A 16,544-nucleotide genomic window follows, 5' to 3' on the forward strand; every position below is an offset into this window, starting at 1 on the left:
GGATGCACCCGTCGGGTGCAACAAAAATGGAAGGAACGGTCGACGGCGCCGCGTCCAGCCGCCGGCACCAACCCACTTCCCCCACGCAGGTATTGGCATTTACCTTTTCCCGACAAAGGACTAACCTGTGTGCGCCGACTTCGGCGACACCAAGCACCATCCCATCAACCATCACACGCCTCTTCGCATCACCTACTACCCTTTCGGGAGTCACCATGAAGCTGCGCCTCATCGCAATCGCTTGCTCCGCCATTCTGGTCAGTGGCCTCACCGCCGGCCCGGTCCTTGCCGCTGGTCCGGCCGCCGCGCCGGCCCCGACCGACGATGCCGCCCTGCGCGACAAGGCCAAGTCTGCCGGGCTTCAGGCCCTGCCCTACGGCGCCGGCAAGGTCACCAATAACCCGATGACCCACGAGAAGATCGACCTGGGTGCCATGCTGTTCTTCGAACCACGCCTGTCGGCCAGCGGCCTGATCAGCTGCGCCACCTGTCACAACTTGAGTATAGGCGGCGACGACAACCAATCGACCTCGGTCGGTCATGGCTGGCAGAAGGGCCCACGCAACGCCCCGACCGTCTTGAACGCCGTCTACAACACCGCCCAATTCTGGGACGGCCGTGCCGCGGACCTCAAGGCCCAGGCGAAGGGTCCGATCCAGGCCGGCCCGGAGATGAACAACAAGCCCGAGGCCGTGGTGGCGACCCTAAAGAGCATGCCGGAGTATGTGGAGCGCTTCCGTCGCGCCTTCCCCGGCGAGACCGATCCGGTCACCTTCGACAACATGGCCAAGGCGATCGAGGCCTTCGAGGCGACCCTGGTCACCCCGTCCGCGCCCTTCGACACCTGGCTGGAGGGCGACGACGCGGCCATGACCAGCGAGCAGAAGGAGGGATTGGCGCTCTTTATCGGCAAGGGCTGTACTGCCTGTCACACCGGGGTGAACGTCGGCGGCCAGGCCTATTTCCCCTTCGGTCTGATCAAGAAGCCGGGCGCCGACATCCTGCCCCTCGGCGACAAGGGCCGTTTTGCCGTGACCAAGACCGCGACCGATGAGTACGTCTTCCGCGCCGGCCCGCTGCGCAACATCGCACTGACCGCCCCCTACTTCCATTCCGGTCAGGTCTGGGACCTGGAGGAGGCGGTGGGCATCATGTCCAATGCCCAACTCGGCAAAGAGCTGTCGGGCCATGACGCCAAGCAGATCGCCATCTTCCTGACCGCGCTCACTGGCCAGCAGCCGCAGGTGATGGTTCCAATCCTGCCGGTCGAGACCAAGGACACACCCAAGCCCAAGCCCTGAGCGTTGCGCCGCCGTTTGTCGGGACTTTAGGTGTTGCCCGTCGCGGCCGGGGGGCCGCTCCTACCCGGGTAGGAGCGGCCCCCCGGCCGCGACGCATGTCACCAAAGCTCACCCCGGAAAGGCCGCCGGCTCGGGAAGCTGCATCCCGCTGACGCGGATCACCTGGACGCAGGCGTCAACAACCTGCTGGTCATACTGGGTGCCCTTGCCCCGCTCGATCTCCGCCAAGGCCACCTCCATACCCAAGGCGGCGCGGTAGGGCCGGTGCGAGGACATCGCCTCGACCACGTCGGCGACGGCCAGGATGCGCGACTCCAGCAGCATCGCCTCACCGCGCAGCCCATGGGGATAGCCCGAGCCGTCGATCCGCTCGTGGTGCTGGACGATCATCTCGGCCAGGGGCCAAGGGAATTCGATCCCGGCGACGATCTGGCCGCCGGTCAGTGCATGTTGCTGGATCAACTGATACTCAATGGGGGTCAGGCGGCTGGGCTTGGTCAGGATCTCCGCCGGCACCGCGATCTTGCCAATATCGTGGATCAGGCCCCCGAGATAAAGCCCTTCGATCATTGACTCGGACAGCCCCATGGCCCGGGCGATGGCCACCGCCAGGGTCGCCACCCGCAATTGATGACCGGAGGTATAGGGGTCACGGATCTCCACGGTCCGCGCGAGCGCGGCGACCGTACCCCGCATCGCCTGGCCCAACTGACTGAGGTAGCGATTGCGCTCCAGCGCGGTGCGCATGACATCGATACCGTGCCCCAGGTCCGCGGCTAGTTCCTGTAGGAGCGTCATCTCCTCGCCATCGAACCCGTCGAGGCTCGCCGCGACGACCGTCAGCGACCCCAGCATCTCGTGATCGTGAACCAGGGGGAGTTGAACCGCGGTCTGGGCGCTATCCCGCCCCCTTTCGCACCGGTCACGAAAGGCCGCCTCGTCCCCCCACCAGGCGACGGTGCGCTGCCCCGCGGGGCCGGCCGGGTCCGGATAGGCGATCCAGACCACCAGATAGTTACCCACCTCGACCAAGTCGTGGCAGATCGCCTGGAGCAACTCATCCTCGGCGCGTGCCCGCACCATGACCTGATTGCAGACCGAGATGGTCCGCAGGGTCCGATTCAGCCGACGGATGCGCGCCTCCCGCTCCACCCGCTCGGTGACGTCATCATAGACCGCCACCACCTCACCGCTGCCCAACCGATAAACGGCGTTCTCACGCCAGCCGCTGATTCGCTCATCCTGATAGCGCGCCGGCGCCAGCCGCTCGGCCACACCGGTGCGGGCGACCCGCTGCAGCGCATCAAGTAGACCGATGGCAGCGACCCCGGGAAAGACTGTCGCGACGTCGCGCCCCAGCAAATCCTGACGGGACACACCCTCAATGCGCTCCACCGCCCGGTTCAACGATTGGATGGTGAAGGTTGCGCCCGCTGCATCGGGCCGATAGATGACCACCCCGCTGCCGATGGTCTCGAACAACTGATGATAGCGATCCTCGCTCTCATGCAACGCGCCCTGCGCCCGCTCATGCTCAGTGATGGCCCGCCGCTCATCCAATGCGCGATTGACCGCCGCGGGCAAGCGCGCCAGGCGGTCTTTCAGGATGTAATCGGTGGCACCCGCCTTCATGCTCGCCACCGCCAGTTCCTCACCCATGGTACCGGAGACGAAGATGAAGGGAATGGTGGGCGCACGCTCGCGACAGATCGCTAGTGCCCGCATGCCGTCGAATCCGGGCAGGTGATAGTCGGCCAGGATCAGGTCCGGCCGGAACTCATCCAGGGCCGCGATCAGGGTGGGTTCCTTATCCACGCGCCGTGCAATGAAGACCAGGCCCGCCTTATGCAGTTCCCGTTCGTTCAGTTCCGCATCGGTGAGCGAATCCTCCAGCAACAGGAGGCGCAAGGGCTCAGTCATGATGGGGTCCCGATCCCTGGCGGAACCCGGTTGATCAGCATCCAGTACAGGCCGAGGTCCGCCACGGTCCGGGCAAACTCGTCGAAGGCCACCGGCTTGGACACAAAGCTGTTGACGCCGAACTGATAGGTGGCGACCAGGTCGCGTTCCTCCTTAGACGAGGTAAGTACAACGACCGGCAAGGCGCGCGTGGCCTCGCAGGCGCGGATCTGTTGCAGGACCTCGATGCCGTCCACCTTGGGCAGCCGCAAATCCAACAGGACGAGGCGGGGAACGCCATTGCCGCGTCCGGCCCAGGCGCCGCGATGAAAGAGAAAATCCAGCGCTGCGGCACCGTCCTTGATCCACTCCACCCGGTTGGCCAGATTGTGCTTACTCAGTGCGCGCAATGCCAGCTCGGCATCATTTGGATTGTCTTCCACCAACAGGATATCCACCGGCAAATCATTCGTCATTGGGGCCTCCCGGCAGGCTGAAGCAGAAGGTGGCGCCGGCACCCAGGCGCCCCTCCCCCGTCACCCGCCCACCGTGTTTTTCGATATAGCGTTTGACGATGGCCAGCCCCACCCCGGTGCCCTCGAATTCATCCATCCCGTGGAGGCGCTGGAACAGACCAAACAGTTTGCCGGCATAGGCCGGGTCGAAACCGGCGCCGTTGTCGGCGACACGATAGAAGATCGTCCCGGGGACTGTCTCACCCGCCTCCGGTCGCCCGCTAACCTCGATCACCGCGGGTTGGCGGTCCCGGCTGAATTTCAGCGCATTGCCCAGCAGGTTCTGCCAGACCTGACGCACCGCACCCGGGTCGCCCCAGGCGGGCGGCAACTCGGCCAGGTGCAGGTCCACCGCCCGTCCGGTCCGCTGCGGCTCCAACCCCTGCCAGACCTCCTGCACCAGCGCGTTCATATCGAGCTCAATCAGCCGCAAGGTCTGGCGACCGGCGCGCGACAGCGCCAGGATATCGTCGATCAGTTGCGCCATCCGGCGGGCATTGTCGCTGACTACGCCCAGCAGTCGCACCCCTTCCGCATCCAGCCGGGGGGCATAATCCTCGCGCAGGATCGCCGCGAAACCGTCGATCGCGCGCAACGGGGCGCGCAGGTCGTGCGACACCGAATAACTGAAGGCCTCCAGGTCCGCGTTGGCGGTCTCCAACTCGGCGGTGCGCCGGCTGAGTGCCGCGGTGCGTTCTTCCACCAGTGTCTTGGAGTCACGTAAGCGGCCGGTCATGGCGTTGAAGGCCGCGGCCAGCCGGCCGAGTTCGTCCCCGCTCTCGACCGTCACCTGATAGGCGAGGTTGCCGCCCTCCACCCGGTGCATCGCGGCCCCCAGCCGCTCCAGCCCGTGGATCAGGCGCCGACTGAGCCAGGTCAACAGGGTGACGCTGAGCAAGGTCAAGACCGTGAGCGCGACCAGCACCAGGTTATCGATCCGCCGCTGGATCTGTACCACCTCCAAGTGCTCGCGGCTGGCGAGCTGACGCGCCTTGAAACGCAGGTCCTGGACCTTGACCAGCAAGGCGCCCGCGAGCTGATCGCGGCTGACGGCCGTCCCTTGAAGCAAGAGTCTGAGTAGTCGCCCAAGGTCGCCCTGGCCTTGCCGGATGGATTCCAATAATGCCCGTTGTTCGGGGGCGGTGAACCGCGCAGCGGCCAGGCTCGCGGCCAGAATCGCCTGCTGTTTAGCCAATTGGCCGGCGACACGGGACCCGCCGTAGAGCAGGAACTCCTGAGTCAAGGCGTTCAACTCAGAGATAGTGCGGACGCTCAACTCGGCCTGCTCCGCCCGCGCCCGCGCCCGGTCCACACCCTGCCAGGACACCCAGAGTCCCGCGCCGATGACGAGCCCAAAGAGTGCGGGCAACCAGGCAGCAACGCGCAATTGCGTCTTGATGGACATGTTACAGGTCCTAATCGACGATCGAGACGGCCTGCGGCCTGACCGCCCGCAGGTCTTTGAGATCGATCAGCTGCATGAAGTCCGGCAGCGGGGGCCGCTCGGGCGCCGGCAGTAGACCGATCTGCCAGCGTGCCGCATTCTCCAGGATGAAGGGCAGCGGCTGGTCGAGCCTGACGCCGAACTCGTGCAGCGAGCGGACAAACTTGAAGTTCTCGGCCGGTTCCTCATAGACAGGCGCCAGCAGCCGCGCAGCCTCGTCCGGTGCCGCGGCCATCGACTGTTCCGCCCGGATAAGTGCGCGCAGGACCGCTTGGACCGGGCTGGCCGCCTGCTCAACCACGTCTTGGCGTGCCAACAACAGAAATGGGCTGACCACCAGACCGGGGAAGCTGAAGACCTGGGCACGCTCACCCAACGCTTTGGCCAGGTTGCGGATGTTTGGCTCCCAATGGGCGGCGGCATCGACCGAGCCAGCCAGCAGGGCCGGGCCGATCTCCTGGGGCTGCAGATAGACCTCGGTGACATCGCCGGCGGTCAGCCCCTGGGAGGCCAGGAACATATCCAGAAAATAGTGTGCCGAGGTCGCCCGCGCCACCGCGATCCGTCGGCCGCGCAGGTCCGCCGGGGCCGCAATGCCGCGGTCCCGGTAGGCGACGATGCCTTCGAATTGGCCGGAGGATGAGAGCGCCGCCAGGATGCGGAAGTCGGCGCGGTGCAGTGCCTGGAATACCACCGGGGGGACGGCGGCGGTCGACAGGGCACAGTCGCCGGCCAGCATCGCCGCCAGCGCCTGAAAGCCGCTCGGGAAGTGCCGCGTCTGCACCTCCAGACCTTCGACCTGATAGAAACCCTGGAGCTTCGCCAGCGGCACTAGGGCCGCGGCCTCGCTCCCGTGGCAGATCGTGATCGGGTCCACGCCTGCCGCCAGGCCTGGCGCCGCACTGATGGCCACGGCAAGCACCGCGCCCAAGGCCGTACGCATCGATCGCAGTAAAAACGCTATACTCATCGTGCTTGCCCTGTCGGGTCGGAAACCACTATTGATGATACACCAAAGCTTACTGATTGTCGGCAGCCTGCTGATCCTGCTGGCCGCCGGCTGGGAATTGGCACTGGCGCCGCGGTGGACCCAGCGTCTGCCGCCGGATTGGACTTGGCAGGCCAATTATATCGGCATCACCGCTGCACCGGACCCGGCCACCGGGCGGTTCCCGGCCGATAATCGCATTTCGACCTACCAGCGCTCCGTCGCTATCGCCTCCGCTACCGAGCGTCCACGCGTCGTCAAGATCAGGGATAGCTACATCATCCGTGACGTCGAGACGGGCGCCGTCGCCTATGAATACATCATAGATGCGATGGTCGACCCGGCGACCGGCGCCTATACGGCGCCGGCGCTGCAGGGCCAGGTACTGGTTTTCCCACGGCATGCCGAAAAGAAGACTTACCGGCTGCGCGCCAGCTATCTCAAAGGGGTCCCACTCGACTATCAGGGCGAAGAGAATATCGGCGGCCTGACGACCTATGTCTACGGTTACCAAGGCCGCGGAGAGTATACGCAATCCTATGCCGGCACAGAGCGCTATCCCGGCGCCCCACTCGCGGCCGGGCAGGAGGTGAAATGCGCCGGCGATCAATTCTACTTAAAGGTTTGGGTAGAGCCCCTGACCGGCGAAACGCTCAAGCTCGATGAGGGGTGCCCGTCAGGCGATTATGTTTATGACATCGCCACTGGCCGGCAACTCGCCCCGGTCGTGCGCTGGGCCGGAACCACGGCCGGTGACGACATATTGATCCGCGCCGACCAGATCCGCGCCGACCGTCGCCGACTGCTGTGGTTCGATCGCTATCTGCCGGCCGGCGCCGCCCTGATCGGACTGTTGGTGCTCGGTTGGGCCGGCGTCAGGCGCGCGGTGGTCGGAGCCCGCGGATGAAACGTCCCACGCGCTCGCTCACCGCCCGCATCCTATTCGGGCAGGCCATCGGTTTTATCATCGCCGTCGGTTTGGGCCTCATCATCCTCTATTTTGGCATCCGCGCGCAGATGTATAACGGCATTCGGACCTATGGTCTGGCGCCCTTGGAAATGCTGGTCCATTTGCTCAAGGAGGACACACACCTACTCAAGGAAGACCCGGCGCTCCTACGGTCGGGTGCGCCCGCCAGGGGCAAGGGTCTCAACCGCTCCATCGCCGAATTCGCCGCGAGCTTTCCCGATATCGCCCGTTTGAGCGTCGTGGATTATCGGCTGCGCGTCTTGGCCGATAGCAGCGGCGTGCCGCCGGGCAGTACCACCGATCAAAACGCATTGATAGAACTCATGCGCGGCAGGGATCGGGAGGCGACCTATTCTCTTTCTTATACATCCTTTGGTCAGCATTATCTCCGACTCTCCCAGGCCATTCATGGCGCCTATGATCCAGTGCGCGCATCGGACGTGATCGGCGCGGCATCCATCGACTTGTCGCTGTCAGCGGCAGAGCGGCACATCGACTCAAGCTTTATGCAGGCGGCCGGAGTACTCATCTTCCTTTTCATGTTGCAGATCGGCATGCAATATCTGCTCCTGCGCCGGCTCGCCTTGATCCCGATCCGCGCCCTCATGATGACGGTCCAACAGCTTGAGCGTGGCCGGCTCGATGCCCGCGCCGCAGGCGATGCCCCCCGGTGAACCCGGCGAACTGGGGCGGGCGTTCAATCGCATGGCGGACGAGATCGAGCGGACCAGCAAGGCGCTACGCGAGCACAGCCTGAAATTCGAGACGATCATTCAGTCCTCACCCTTGGCGATGATCCAACTGGACAGCCACAAGCAGGTCACGATCTGGAATCGCGCGGCCGAGCGCCTATTCGGTTGGAGCGAGGCCGAGGCCCTGGCGCACCCATTGCAAACCGTTCCACCGGAAAAACAGGCTGAACATTCGGCCATTCTGGTCGCGCTCGCACGGGGCGAAACGCTATCGAACCTGGCGACTCAGCGCTTGCGCAAAGACGGCAGCCTGGTGCATGTCAGTGCATCCATGTCGCCGATACGCGACATCACCGGCGCGATCACCGGATACACTGCCTTCATCGCCGATAATTCGCACATTAAGAAGGCCGAGGATGAACTCTTGGCGGCCAATGACAGGCTCTCGCTGTCAGTGGCAACGCTTGAACAAAGGACCGGCGAACTCACCCTCTTGGGTGAAATGGGCAATCTGCTGCAGGCCTGCACCACGCCGCCGGAAGCACATCACGTGATTGCCCAGGCCATCGCGAAGATCTTTCCCGGCATGGCGGGGGCACTGTATGAGATTCCACCCTCCCGCGATCGGATCGAGCCGGTCATCGGCTGGAATGACGGCGACACCAGAGCGGAGGCCTTTACCATGGATGAGTGCTGGGCCTTGCGGCGCGGATGTGCTCACCGCGTAGATGATTGCGCAACCGGCCTGATCTGCGGGCACGTCGCCGCCGCGGGAGATGCGGCGCGCCCCTATCTGTGCGTGCCGCTGATCGCGCAGGGCGAGGCGCTGGGCCTCCTGCACTTGCGGTGCGCGCCCGGCGCACCGGCCCTTAGCCAGGAAAACCAGCGACTGGCCGAAACGATCGCCGAACAGATCGCCATGGCACTGTCCAACCTGAAGCTGCGGGAGGCCTTGCGGCAGCAATCGATCCGCGATGCACTGACCGGGCTCTTCAACCGCCGCTATATGGACGCGACCCTGAGCCGCGAGATCGAACGCGCCAGACGCCACCAGGCGCCAGTGGCCGTGCTCATGCTGGATATCGACCTTTTCAAGCACTTCAACGACACCTACGGCCACCGCGCGGGCGATCTGTTATTAACCGCGCTGGGCCAATTTCTAAAGACGCAGATCCGTCTCGATGACATTGCCTGCCGCTATGGCGGCGAAGAGTTCACGCTCATCCTGCCCGGCGCCTCGCAGGAGTTGGCACAGCAACGCGCCGAGGAAGTGCGAGCCAACGTTCACGCGCTTGCGGTGGATTTCGCGGGGCAGCGGCTGGGGAGAGTCACCCTCTCATTGGGTGTCGCGGTCTTTCCGGTTCACGGCGCGAGCGGCCAGGCCGTACTGGACGCCGCCGATGCCGCGCTGTACCGCGCCAAGGAAAATGGGCGGGATCGCGTCGAGATAGCCGTGGACCCGGCGACGAGCGGCTGACGCAGCGGCGCATTCTCTCGCACCTCGCGGCGTCGCTGTCCGAGCTTAGTCAGCATCGCCGGAACCGAATCAACAGCGTCTGACCTTGCGCAGTACCGGCAATCCTATGCTTGCGCCTTGGGGGCATCCCCTGCCAGGTCCGCCCCGGCCGCCAGGGCGGTCAGGCAAGGCAGGCACAGGCAGTCCCGATACCGTCCGTTGATGGCCGACCGGGTCGCCGCGCAGAGTTCCACCCGGGCACAGTCGCAGTGTGCGGGGTCGTTTCGTCGACACTCAAACACCCGGCCGCAACGCGGGCAGACCTTGATCTCAGGTGCCGTGCCCAGGTCTGCCATGAGCCCCCCTCAGTCCAACTGCCGTGCATTGATTGACATGATGCGCGGGACTAGCCGCGTTCGCCCCGCCAACCCGCCAGGATACCCATGCAGATCGCGTTCATCTGCGCCGCCCGCGCCGGACTGTCCGCCTCCGTATAGGCACGCAGTTCCGGCGCGTTGCCGGAGGGGCGCAGGTGGGCGATCTCACCGCTCGCGAAGGTGATGCGCAGCCCGTCGGTGTCGTCGAGTCCGGCGACCGGCCCGAAGGCCGGAGCAAACACCGCCGCCACGGCGGCCAGATTGCCCGCCGCGTCATTGCCCGTCAGGGCGGCGAGCCGCGCCGCGCTCACTTGCGTGGGGAAGTCCTTGATGCGGTCACTGTAGGTAAAGCGCGCCGGCAGGTCGGCGGCCAGGGCCGCCACCGGCCGTCCCTGCGCGACCGCCGCCAGGAGGATGGTGACGGCCACCAGCACCGCATCACGGGTGGGCAGTGCGGCCAGGGTGCGCCCGGCGCGCTCGATCGGGGTCTGCAACAGGAAACCGCCGTTGGCCTCATATCCCGCCACCGGGGCCAGCCCGTGGGCGCTCAGTTGCGCCATCCCCTCGATCACGAAGGGCGAGCCGATGCGGGTGCGCAGGACCTGGGCGAAGGCCCCGCAGCGCTCCACCGCGGTGTTGCTGCTGACCGGCGTGACGAGCCCACGCACCCCAAGCGCACGGGCGCACAGGATGCCGGCGATGTCGCCGCGCAGCCACTCGCCGTCCGCGCCGGCGACCAGTGGACGGTCGCCGTCACCGTCGGCCGAGACCAGGGCATCGAATGCGCCGGTGGCCGCCCAGTCCCGGGCGAGGACGACATCCTCCGGGCGGATCGCCTCGGTATCGACCGGGATGAAGCGATCCGACCAGCCGAGCCGGGTCACCTGGGCACCCAGACCCTCCAAGACCACACGATAGACCTCCCGGGCGACGCTAGAGTGCTCATAGACACCGACGCGCAATCCGGCGAGACAACCGGCCGGGAAAAAGTCCAGATAGCGACGCACATAGGCGTCATAGGCCAGCGGTTCCTCCGGCGGCAGGGCATCAGGCTCACCGGCCGCGAGCATCCCGTCCGCATCGAACAGGCCCGCCGGGAGGCTGACCGTCTGGGCGCGGATGCCGGCCTCGTCGGCCTTCAGCACCTCCCCCGTCGGCAGGTTGAACTTGATGCCGTTGCGGTCATCGGGGATGTGACTGCCGGTCACCATCAATGAGGGGATGCCGTGGGCGATGCCGTAGGCGGCCACCGCGGGGCTGGGGATGCGGCCGAAGTTGCGTGGGCGGCAGCCCAGATCCAGGACGGCGCGGGCACAGGCGGCCAGAATGCGCCCGGTGCTGGGGCGCAGATCGCCGGCCAGGGCGACCTCGCATCCGGGCGTGGCGGCACCCGCGGCGAGCAGGTATTGCAGGAAGCCCGCCGTGTAGGCATGACAGACCCGGTCAGTCATCGCCACCGCCAGCCCGCGGGCACCACTGGTGCCGAACCCGACCCCGCTCTCGCTCATCAGATCGCCGATACGCATAAGGACCTCCGACTGGGGCGCGGCCAACCGCGCGTGGATAGCGCCGTCCGGCGACGGCGGCGCCAGTTTAACCCGTCAGCGGCCCGGCGCGGCACGGCGATACTGCCCCCTGGCGGGCGAGTCGGTTACATTGCACCAGCCGGCCCAGGCCCCGCGCAACGACGGTCACCCCGTCAGGATGCCTTGAATTAACAGACGCCTGAGGGCATCTTGCAGGGCTTGACGGGTCGTACCGATCCGACACCATCGACGAGGAGACAGAGCATGTTCGAGACCCCCAGGCCCCTGACATTCGCATCCGCCGGCGTACTCGCCCTGGCCTTGAGTCAGGGGATCGCCCTGGCGGCGGCGCCGGCCGCAGCCCCCGTACCCGCTGCGGCGCCGGTGGCGGCACCGGCCGCACCGACCGCGGCCAATCCCGGCGCCCCCGCCGGCGCCCCGGCCGCGGCGAGCACCATGGACCCGGCGCATTGCGACCACATGATGCAAATGACCCCGCAAGAGCGCCAGGCCGCGCGCGAAGCGCACTGGAAGGAGCACCGGGCACGGGCCGCCGAGCATGGTGTGGAACTGCCCGAGACCCCACCGTGGGTGGCTGCCGAGCAGCGGCGCAAGGCCGATCAGGAGCGGTTCGAGCAGTATCGTAAGACCGTCGAGGCCCTGACCCCGGAGCAACGGGAGGCCGCCCAGGCCCTGTTCGGACGCGGTGGTGCGCGCGCGCAGGGACCGGACTGGTCCATGCCGCCGATGCCCCCGCGCGGCGGCGGCTACGGCTACGGCCCCCAGGGCGGCTATCCGGGCTACGGCTATGGCCCCTACCAGGGCGGCCCCATGCCCTATGATGAAGGCGACATGTGGCAAGGGCCGTCCGCAGCTGCGGCACCACCCGCGTCGGCGCCCGCCCCGGTGGCCAAATAGCGGCTGGCCGCCGCGAACCCGCCCCTTGGTCATCATCCTGGTCACACCGTACCCCCGCGCTCGTGAACCGCGGGACAAGTGCGCGGGATAGCTCGCCTTAGACGATTTCCAAGAATCAGCAGACCGCCAAGTGTAGGTGCGACTTAAGTCGCACCTACAGCGCCTCACTTCCGCACTTGGCGATGAGCGTAGAGCAACACCGCATGCCGGCGCCCCCCGCAAGGGTTTGTCGGGATCTGGATTGCGCAAGATATTGCTTGATCATCGCCAAGGAGCAACGGCTCAAGCCGATGATTTCCCGCCCATCGCAAAGCACTGACATTCTGCACACCTGGCCCACCGACAAGCCCGGGTGCGCTGCCGCACAGACCCACTCCACCCGCTCCGACTATACGTGATGACGTAGGCAGAATGAACCAGTCACCCAGACGGCGAATGGTCAGCAGGGGCCAGCGGACGTCAATCACCAACTAGCGGAACAACAACATGAAGACGATCCTTACGGCCTTGTGTAGCGGGCTACTCATGATGACCATCATGACGAATGCAGGCGCGGCCACCTGTATCGATGACACCTGGGGCTCCGGATGTACCAAGCAACAGCGCGCAGCGGCTACCCAGCACCCGGCGCCAGTGGTGCAGCAGAAGGCGGCGAACCACCGGGGCAACGCATATAACCAGGGCAATAAGCAGGGCAATAAGCATTACTACAGGGATGGCCATGGCAACAAGCGCTACTTCAGCAATAATAATGGCAACAGGCGCTACTACACCAGTGGCAACAGGCAGTACTACTATCGCAACGGCGTACGCGTCTATCGCTGATTCAGCCAGCCAGACATCGGGTTGACGCCTGGCTGTAGCGACTGGTCAAGCGTGACCGTGGACCTGTGCCGCGGCGTCACCCAAGCGGCCCGACGTCAGCGGTCATCGAACAGGTCGAGCTGGATTCCGCCGGGCCGTGGCGCCCGGAATCGCCGCGTATCCAAGCCCCAACCGTGGTCCTGCGGGTCCATCCGCCCGGCAAGCCCCAGGCGGCGGGTGGTGAGACGAAAGCGCTGGGCCAGCAGGTCCGCGACCGGCCCGGCGCCGGTCATGCGCGCGCCGAAGCGCGCGTCAGTGAGCTGACCGTCGCGGCACTGACGAATCAGGCTCAGGACCTTTTCTGCACGCTGCGGATAGTGGGTGCGCAACCAATCATCGAACAGCCCCCCGAGTTCATTGGGCAGCCGGATCAGCGCAGTCCCGGCGCGGGTCGCCCCGGCCGCGGCGGCGCGCTCCAGAATGCGCTCCAGGTCGGCATCGGTGAGCCCCGGGATCACGGGGGCCACCAGCACCCCCACCGGTATCCCGGCCCCCGCCAGGGCGGCGATTACCTCCAGCCGACGCTGCGGTGCCGCGGCGCGGGGCTCCAGGCGCCGCGCGAGTTCCCGGTCCAGGGTGGTCACCGAGACCAGCACCGCGGCGAGCCGCTGCTCGGCCATGAGGGCCAGCAGGTCCAGGTCGCGCAGCACCAGCGCGGACTTGGTGGTGATAGCGACCGGGTGGCGGCAGTCGGCGAGCACCTCCAAGACTTGGCGGGTAAGTTTCAGACCGCGCTCGATGGGCTGATAGGGGTCGGTGTTGGCACCCAGCAGCAGGGTCGCCGGCCGATAGCGCCGCGCAGCCAGTTCCGCCTCCAATTGAGCAGCCACGTCCGGTTTATGGAAGAGCCGGGTCTCGAAGTCCAGCCCCGGCGAGAGCCCGAGCCAGGCGTGACTCGGCCGGGCATAACAATAGATGCAGCCGTGCTCGCAGCCCCGGTAGGGATTGACCGAGCGGTCGAAACACAGATCAGGCGACTGGTTGTAGCTGATGACGGTGCGGCTTGTGTCCACCTCCACCACCGTGCGCAGCGGCGGCGGTGCCTCGCCCGCAGGCCAGCCGTCGTCTTCCGACTCACGACGCCAGGCGGCGAAGCGGCTGTCCGGATTGGCGGTGGCACCGCGGGGTGGGAGGGGGATTTTAGGGGGCATAAGAGGTGGGGATCGATCGGTGGCTCTCAGACGAACCCTCATCGTCCTAGCCGGATAGCGAGGACCCTGCCCAGCGATGGTTAACTGAGGAGGGCGGAACCGCCCAGACAGTTCCACCCTAGGCGGTCTGGGCAATGGCGGCTCGCCCTGCGGGAATCTGTCCTATGGCCCTCAATCAAGAAAAAATCACTCTCTCCAGCCAAGTTGCCAGATCCATGAGTCGCCCGGTCTCGACATGGGTGCGTATTTGCTTCGCAGCCCCGCGGCCTGTTTCCCCATAGGCCGCCAACACTCCCTTGGGATTGATATGAACCACGTGTGTGAATAGCAATGCATTCTGCCGGCGGCGCTCGCAGGCGGCTTTGAGGCGTGCTGCGTCGAACTCGTTGGTAATCAGGGTGTAGGAGAAATTCTGCCCAGCCGATTCCAACCGCGCATAGGCTTCAAAGTCGCTCAGGAACTGTTCTTCACGATCCGCACGGATACTCCATTTGGCGCTAATCAGGTTTCGTTGTCTTGGGCCGATGATGGCGAGATCGACCTTTTTGATCTTTTCGTTCGGTGCCGGTGCGTGAAAACCGGGCAAGTCATGCAGCACAGCGCGGTTGCGAATCGCATGGTCAGTGGTGTCGGTCAGGCGGGAGACAACCGCCGCGATGACATCTTCGAATCCTTCGCCGACGAGATTTCGTCTCTCGTTCTCCTGGCTCAGGTGCGCATGAATGCGCCGGGTCAGTTTACGCAGCTCGTCGTCGGGCGGCCGCCGATCCATCCATGGGGCCAGCATCTCTCGGATGATTCCGACCAATTCGGGATCTTCGCCCGGTTCAGGGAAACCTCTGCCGACGTAGTGCGCGCGCTGCGTCTCATAGGCCGCGCTACGGGAGGTCACGGCCTGACTAGCGAGGTCGCCGATGGCTTCCCGAAATAGCCAGTCGATGGTGTCGCCCAGTTCGCCGGGCTCTAAATTGAGGGCGGTCGCCAACCAGTCGTGAAAGGCTAGGCTACGCTCATACCAGGCCCGACCAGGCTGGGCCTTGTCCGATTCATAACAATGGGCGAGTGCTGTAGTGCGATCGATCCACAGCAAAAGTCGGTAGACGTGGCGCCAGGCGTCTTGTGTCGTGATTGTGTCATTCGCATCGAAATATCGCTTCAGCAGACGCGCACGATTCTCCGCTCCGAACACCCGTTCGACCGTCTCACGCTCGGTGTCTGGTATGGGTGTTTCCTGTTGATCGGATGTGCTCATGGTCGACGTGTCAAAACTGAAGTGCCAAGTTAAGCCCGTCGAGCCGGTCGGATAGGGCATCCCTGGCCATGACGGAAGGTTCGATGAGAACGGCGTTCAGGCCTAGCTCAACCGCCACTTGCCCCGTGGTACCGCTACCGGCGAAGGGGTCCAGAATGGTATCGCCGGGTCTGGTGGTAGGAAGCAACATTTGTCTGACCAGCGACCGCGGCCACATCGCAACATGCCGATAGGGCGACGCCTCGGGATTGATTTGCCACAGGCCGTCAGGGCAGTCGTCACTGTCTGACATGACCTCGGCTGCGGTTTGCCATACCGATCCGCAATTTGCCCGATCCCCGCGTCGCACACTGGAGCGTGCAGGAATATCGATGGCTTTGCGATCGAAACGATAATCGGGCCGCTTGGAAAAGAGAAATAGAAATTCGTAGTTGCGGGATGGGCGATCAAGGGTCGGTTCGGGCATGGCATTACCGCGGGCCTGTTGGGTTTCGAGGTTGACCAGCGATTTTGCCCAGATGATGGTGCGCCGGCAGATCCACTGCGGCCCAGGGGGGGCGCCGACAAAGGCTCGGAACTCCGAATCGGTCATGGCAAGGTGAAAACGGAACGGCACCCCCATCTCGGACTTGTGTCCGATGTTGGGAACATAGTGCTTGAAAAACTCAGGCTGTTGACGCAACGATTCCGCATAGCCTTTTCCGCCCGCGGCAAAGCGGCCATTGGAACCATCGGGGGCGTTGGTGGTGCCCTTCTTACCTTGACGATTATTGTAGGTATCTGCCAGGTTGACCCAGAGGCAGCCATCGTCCTTCAGCACACGCCACACTTGGTCAAAGACGTGGAGCAAATGGCGCACAAATTCATTGGGATGGGATTCATGCCCAAGTTCGCCTTCCCAGCCGTCCGGCCAGGTGGCGATAGTCCCGTAGCGTCGAAGCAAGTAAAAGGGCGGGGATGTGAGTGCAACCTGAACTGAATCGTCGGGTAGGCTTCGGAGGCCGGTCAGTGCATCGGTTTCGCGTATCTGAACGGAATCGGCTTTGGTCATCGGATTTTCAAGCACTTGCAAGTCCTGCGGCGATCAGGCTAGCAGTATACTCCTGCCTACTCCGTTCTAGGGCGGCGCGTAACCCGACCGCCAGCCCCGAGCCCCAGCCGACGCTTTCCATGTAGATCCCGAACCAGACC

General features: G+C 65.0%; 16 protein-coding genes. 7 read left to right on the plus strand and 9 right to left on the minus strand.

Annotated elements, in window-relative coordinates; all coding sequences use genetic code 11:
* Positions 1-215 precede the first annotated feature (215 nt).
* Entirely contained in the window at positions 216-1,301 is a 1,086-nt protein-coding gene (locus QZY44_RS05200; RefSeq protein ID WP_295443203.1) for a cytochrome-c peroxidase, read from the plus strand.
* Between the two features lie 108 nt (positions 1,302-1,409).
* Here QZY44_RS05200 and QZY44_RS05205 read toward each other — a convergent pair whose 3' ends face one another.
* Genes QZY44_RS05205 through QZY44_RS05220 form a run of 4 tightly spaced genes read right to left on the minus strand, consistent with a single transcriptional unit; the run spans position 1,410 to position 6,129 of the window.
* Entirely contained in the window at positions 1,410-3,221 is a 1,812-nt protein-coding gene (locus tag QZY44_RS05205; protein WP_295443206.1) for an HD domain-containing phosphohydrolase, read from the minus strand.
* Complete coding sequence (locus QZY44_RS05210; protein ID WP_295443208.1) at positions 3,218-3,676, minus strand: response regulator; 459 nt, start codon at positions 3,674-3,676, stop codon at positions 3,218-3,220. Before QZY44_RS05210 ends, QZY44_RS05205 begins: the two co-directional genes overlap by 4 nt.
* Positions 3,666-5,120 carry an ATP-binding protein gene (locus tag QZY44_RS05215; protein WP_295443211.1) on the minus strand — a complete coding sequence of 485 codons (1,455 nt, stop codon included), beginning with the start codon at positions 5,118-5,120 and terminating at the stop codon, positions 3,666-3,668. Before QZY44_RS05215 ends, QZY44_RS05210 begins: the two co-directional genes overlap by 11 nt.
* 10 nt (positions 5,121-5,130) lie before the next feature.
* Positions 5,131-6,129: an NrtA/SsuA/CpmA family ABC transporter substrate-binding protein gene (locus QZY44_RS05220; RefSeq protein WP_295443213.1), complete on the minus strand. Its 999-nt coding sequence runs from the start codon at positions 6,127-6,129 to the stop codon at positions 5,131-5,133.
* 34 nt (positions 6,130-6,163) lie between these two features.
* Between QZY44_RS05220 and QZY44_RS05225 the strand changes: the two genes are divergently transcribed.
* The 3 genes from QZY44_RS05225 to QZY44_RS05235 are packed head-to-tail and all read left to right on the plus strand — an operon-like array spanning position 6,164 to position 9,286.
* Complete coding sequence (locus tag QZY44_RS05225) at positions 6,164-7,054, plus strand: porin PorA family protein (RefSeq protein WP_295443216.1); 891 nt, start codon at positions 6,164-6,166, stop codon at positions 7,052-7,054.
* The gene (locus QZY44_RS05230; protein ID WP_295443219.1) at positions 7,051-7,791 is read left to right on the plus strand and encodes a hypothetical protein; all 741 of its coding nucleotides are present in this window, start codon (positions 7,051-7,053) and stop codon (positions 7,789-7,791) included. The genes QZY44_RS05225 and QZY44_RS05230 overlap by 4 nt, the downstream gene beginning before the upstream one ends.
* Positions 7,748-9,286: a diguanylate cyclase gene (locus QZY44_RS05235; protein WP_295443294.1), complete on the plus strand. Its 1,539-nt coding sequence runs from the start codon at positions 7,748-7,750 to the stop codon at positions 9,284-9,286. Before QZY44_RS05230 ends, QZY44_RS05235 begins: the two co-directional genes overlap by 44 nt.
* A 104-nt stretch (positions 9,287-9,390) precedes the next feature.
* Here QZY44_RS05235 and QZY44_RS05240 read toward each other — a convergent pair whose 3' ends face one another.
* Both QZY44_RS05240 and QZY44_RS05245 read right to left on the minus strand, forming a co-directional pair.
* Positions 9,391-9,621: a cysteine-rich CWC family protein gene (locus QZY44_RS05240; protein WP_295443221.1), complete on the minus strand. Its 231-nt coding sequence runs from the start codon at positions 9,619-9,621 to the stop codon at positions 9,391-9,393.
* A 50-nt stretch (positions 9,622-9,671) separates the two neighbouring features.
* Positions 9,672-11,168, minus strand: a complete 1,497-nt coding sequence (locus QZY44_RS05245; protein ID WP_295443224.1) for a phosphomannomutase — start codon at positions 11,166-11,168, stop codon at positions 9,672-9,674.
* A 264-nt stretch (positions 11,169-11,432) separates the two neighbouring features.
* On the opposite strand from QZY44_RS05245, the gene QZY44_RS05250 reads away from it, so the two are divergent.
* The 3 genes from QZY44_RS05250 (at position 11,433) to QZY44_RS05260 (ending at position 12,911) form a co-directional block, all read left to right on the plus strand.
* Positions 11,433-12,086: a hypothetical protein gene (locus QZY44_RS05250; protein WP_295443227.1), complete on the plus strand. Its 654-nt coding sequence runs from the start codon at positions 11,433-11,435 to the stop codon at positions 12,084-12,086.
* Between the two features lie 257 nt (positions 12,087-12,343).
* Positions 12,344-12,484: a hypothetical protein gene (locus QZY44_RS05255; RefSeq protein ID WP_295443230.1), complete on the plus strand. Its 141-nt coding sequence runs from the start codon at positions 12,344-12,346 to the stop codon at positions 12,482-12,484.
* A gap of 88 nt (positions 12,485-12,572) precedes the next feature.
* Positions 12,573-12,911, plus strand: coding sequence for a hypothetical protein (locus tag QZY44_RS05260; protein WP_295443231.1), 339 nt, complete (start codon positions 12,573-12,575; stop codon positions 12,909-12,911).
* A gap of 95 nt (positions 12,912-13,006) precedes the next feature.
* Here QZY44_RS05260 and QZY44_RS05265 read toward each other — a convergent pair whose 3' ends face one another.
* From QZY44_RS05265 to QZY44_RS05275, 3 genes are all read right to left on the minus strand, one after another.
* Positions 13,007-14,101, minus strand: coding sequence for a PA0069 family radical SAM protein (locus QZY44_RS05265; RefSeq protein WP_295443233.1), 1,095 nt, complete (start codon positions 14,099-14,101; stop codon positions 13,007-13,009).
* A 175-nt stretch (positions 14,102-14,276) separates the two neighbouring features.
* On the minus strand, positions 14,277-15,353 hold the full coding sequence (locus QZY44_RS05270; protein ID WP_295443236.1) for a hypothetical protein: 1,077 nt from the start codon (positions 15,351-15,353) through the stop codon (positions 14,277-14,279).
* A gap of 10 nt (positions 15,354-15,363) precedes the next feature.
* On the minus strand, positions 15,364-16,404 hold the full coding sequence (locus QZY44_RS05275) for a site-specific DNA-methyltransferase (RefSeq protein ID WP_295443239.1): 1,041 nt from the start codon (positions 16,402-16,404) through the stop codon (positions 15,364-15,366).
* Positions 16,405-16,544: the final 140 nt, after the last annotated feature.

This window comes from uncultured Thiodictyon sp. (assembly GCA_903837595.1).
Taxonomy (GTDB): Bacteria; Pseudomonadota; Gammaproteobacteria; order Chromatiales; family Chromatiaceae; genus Thiodictyon.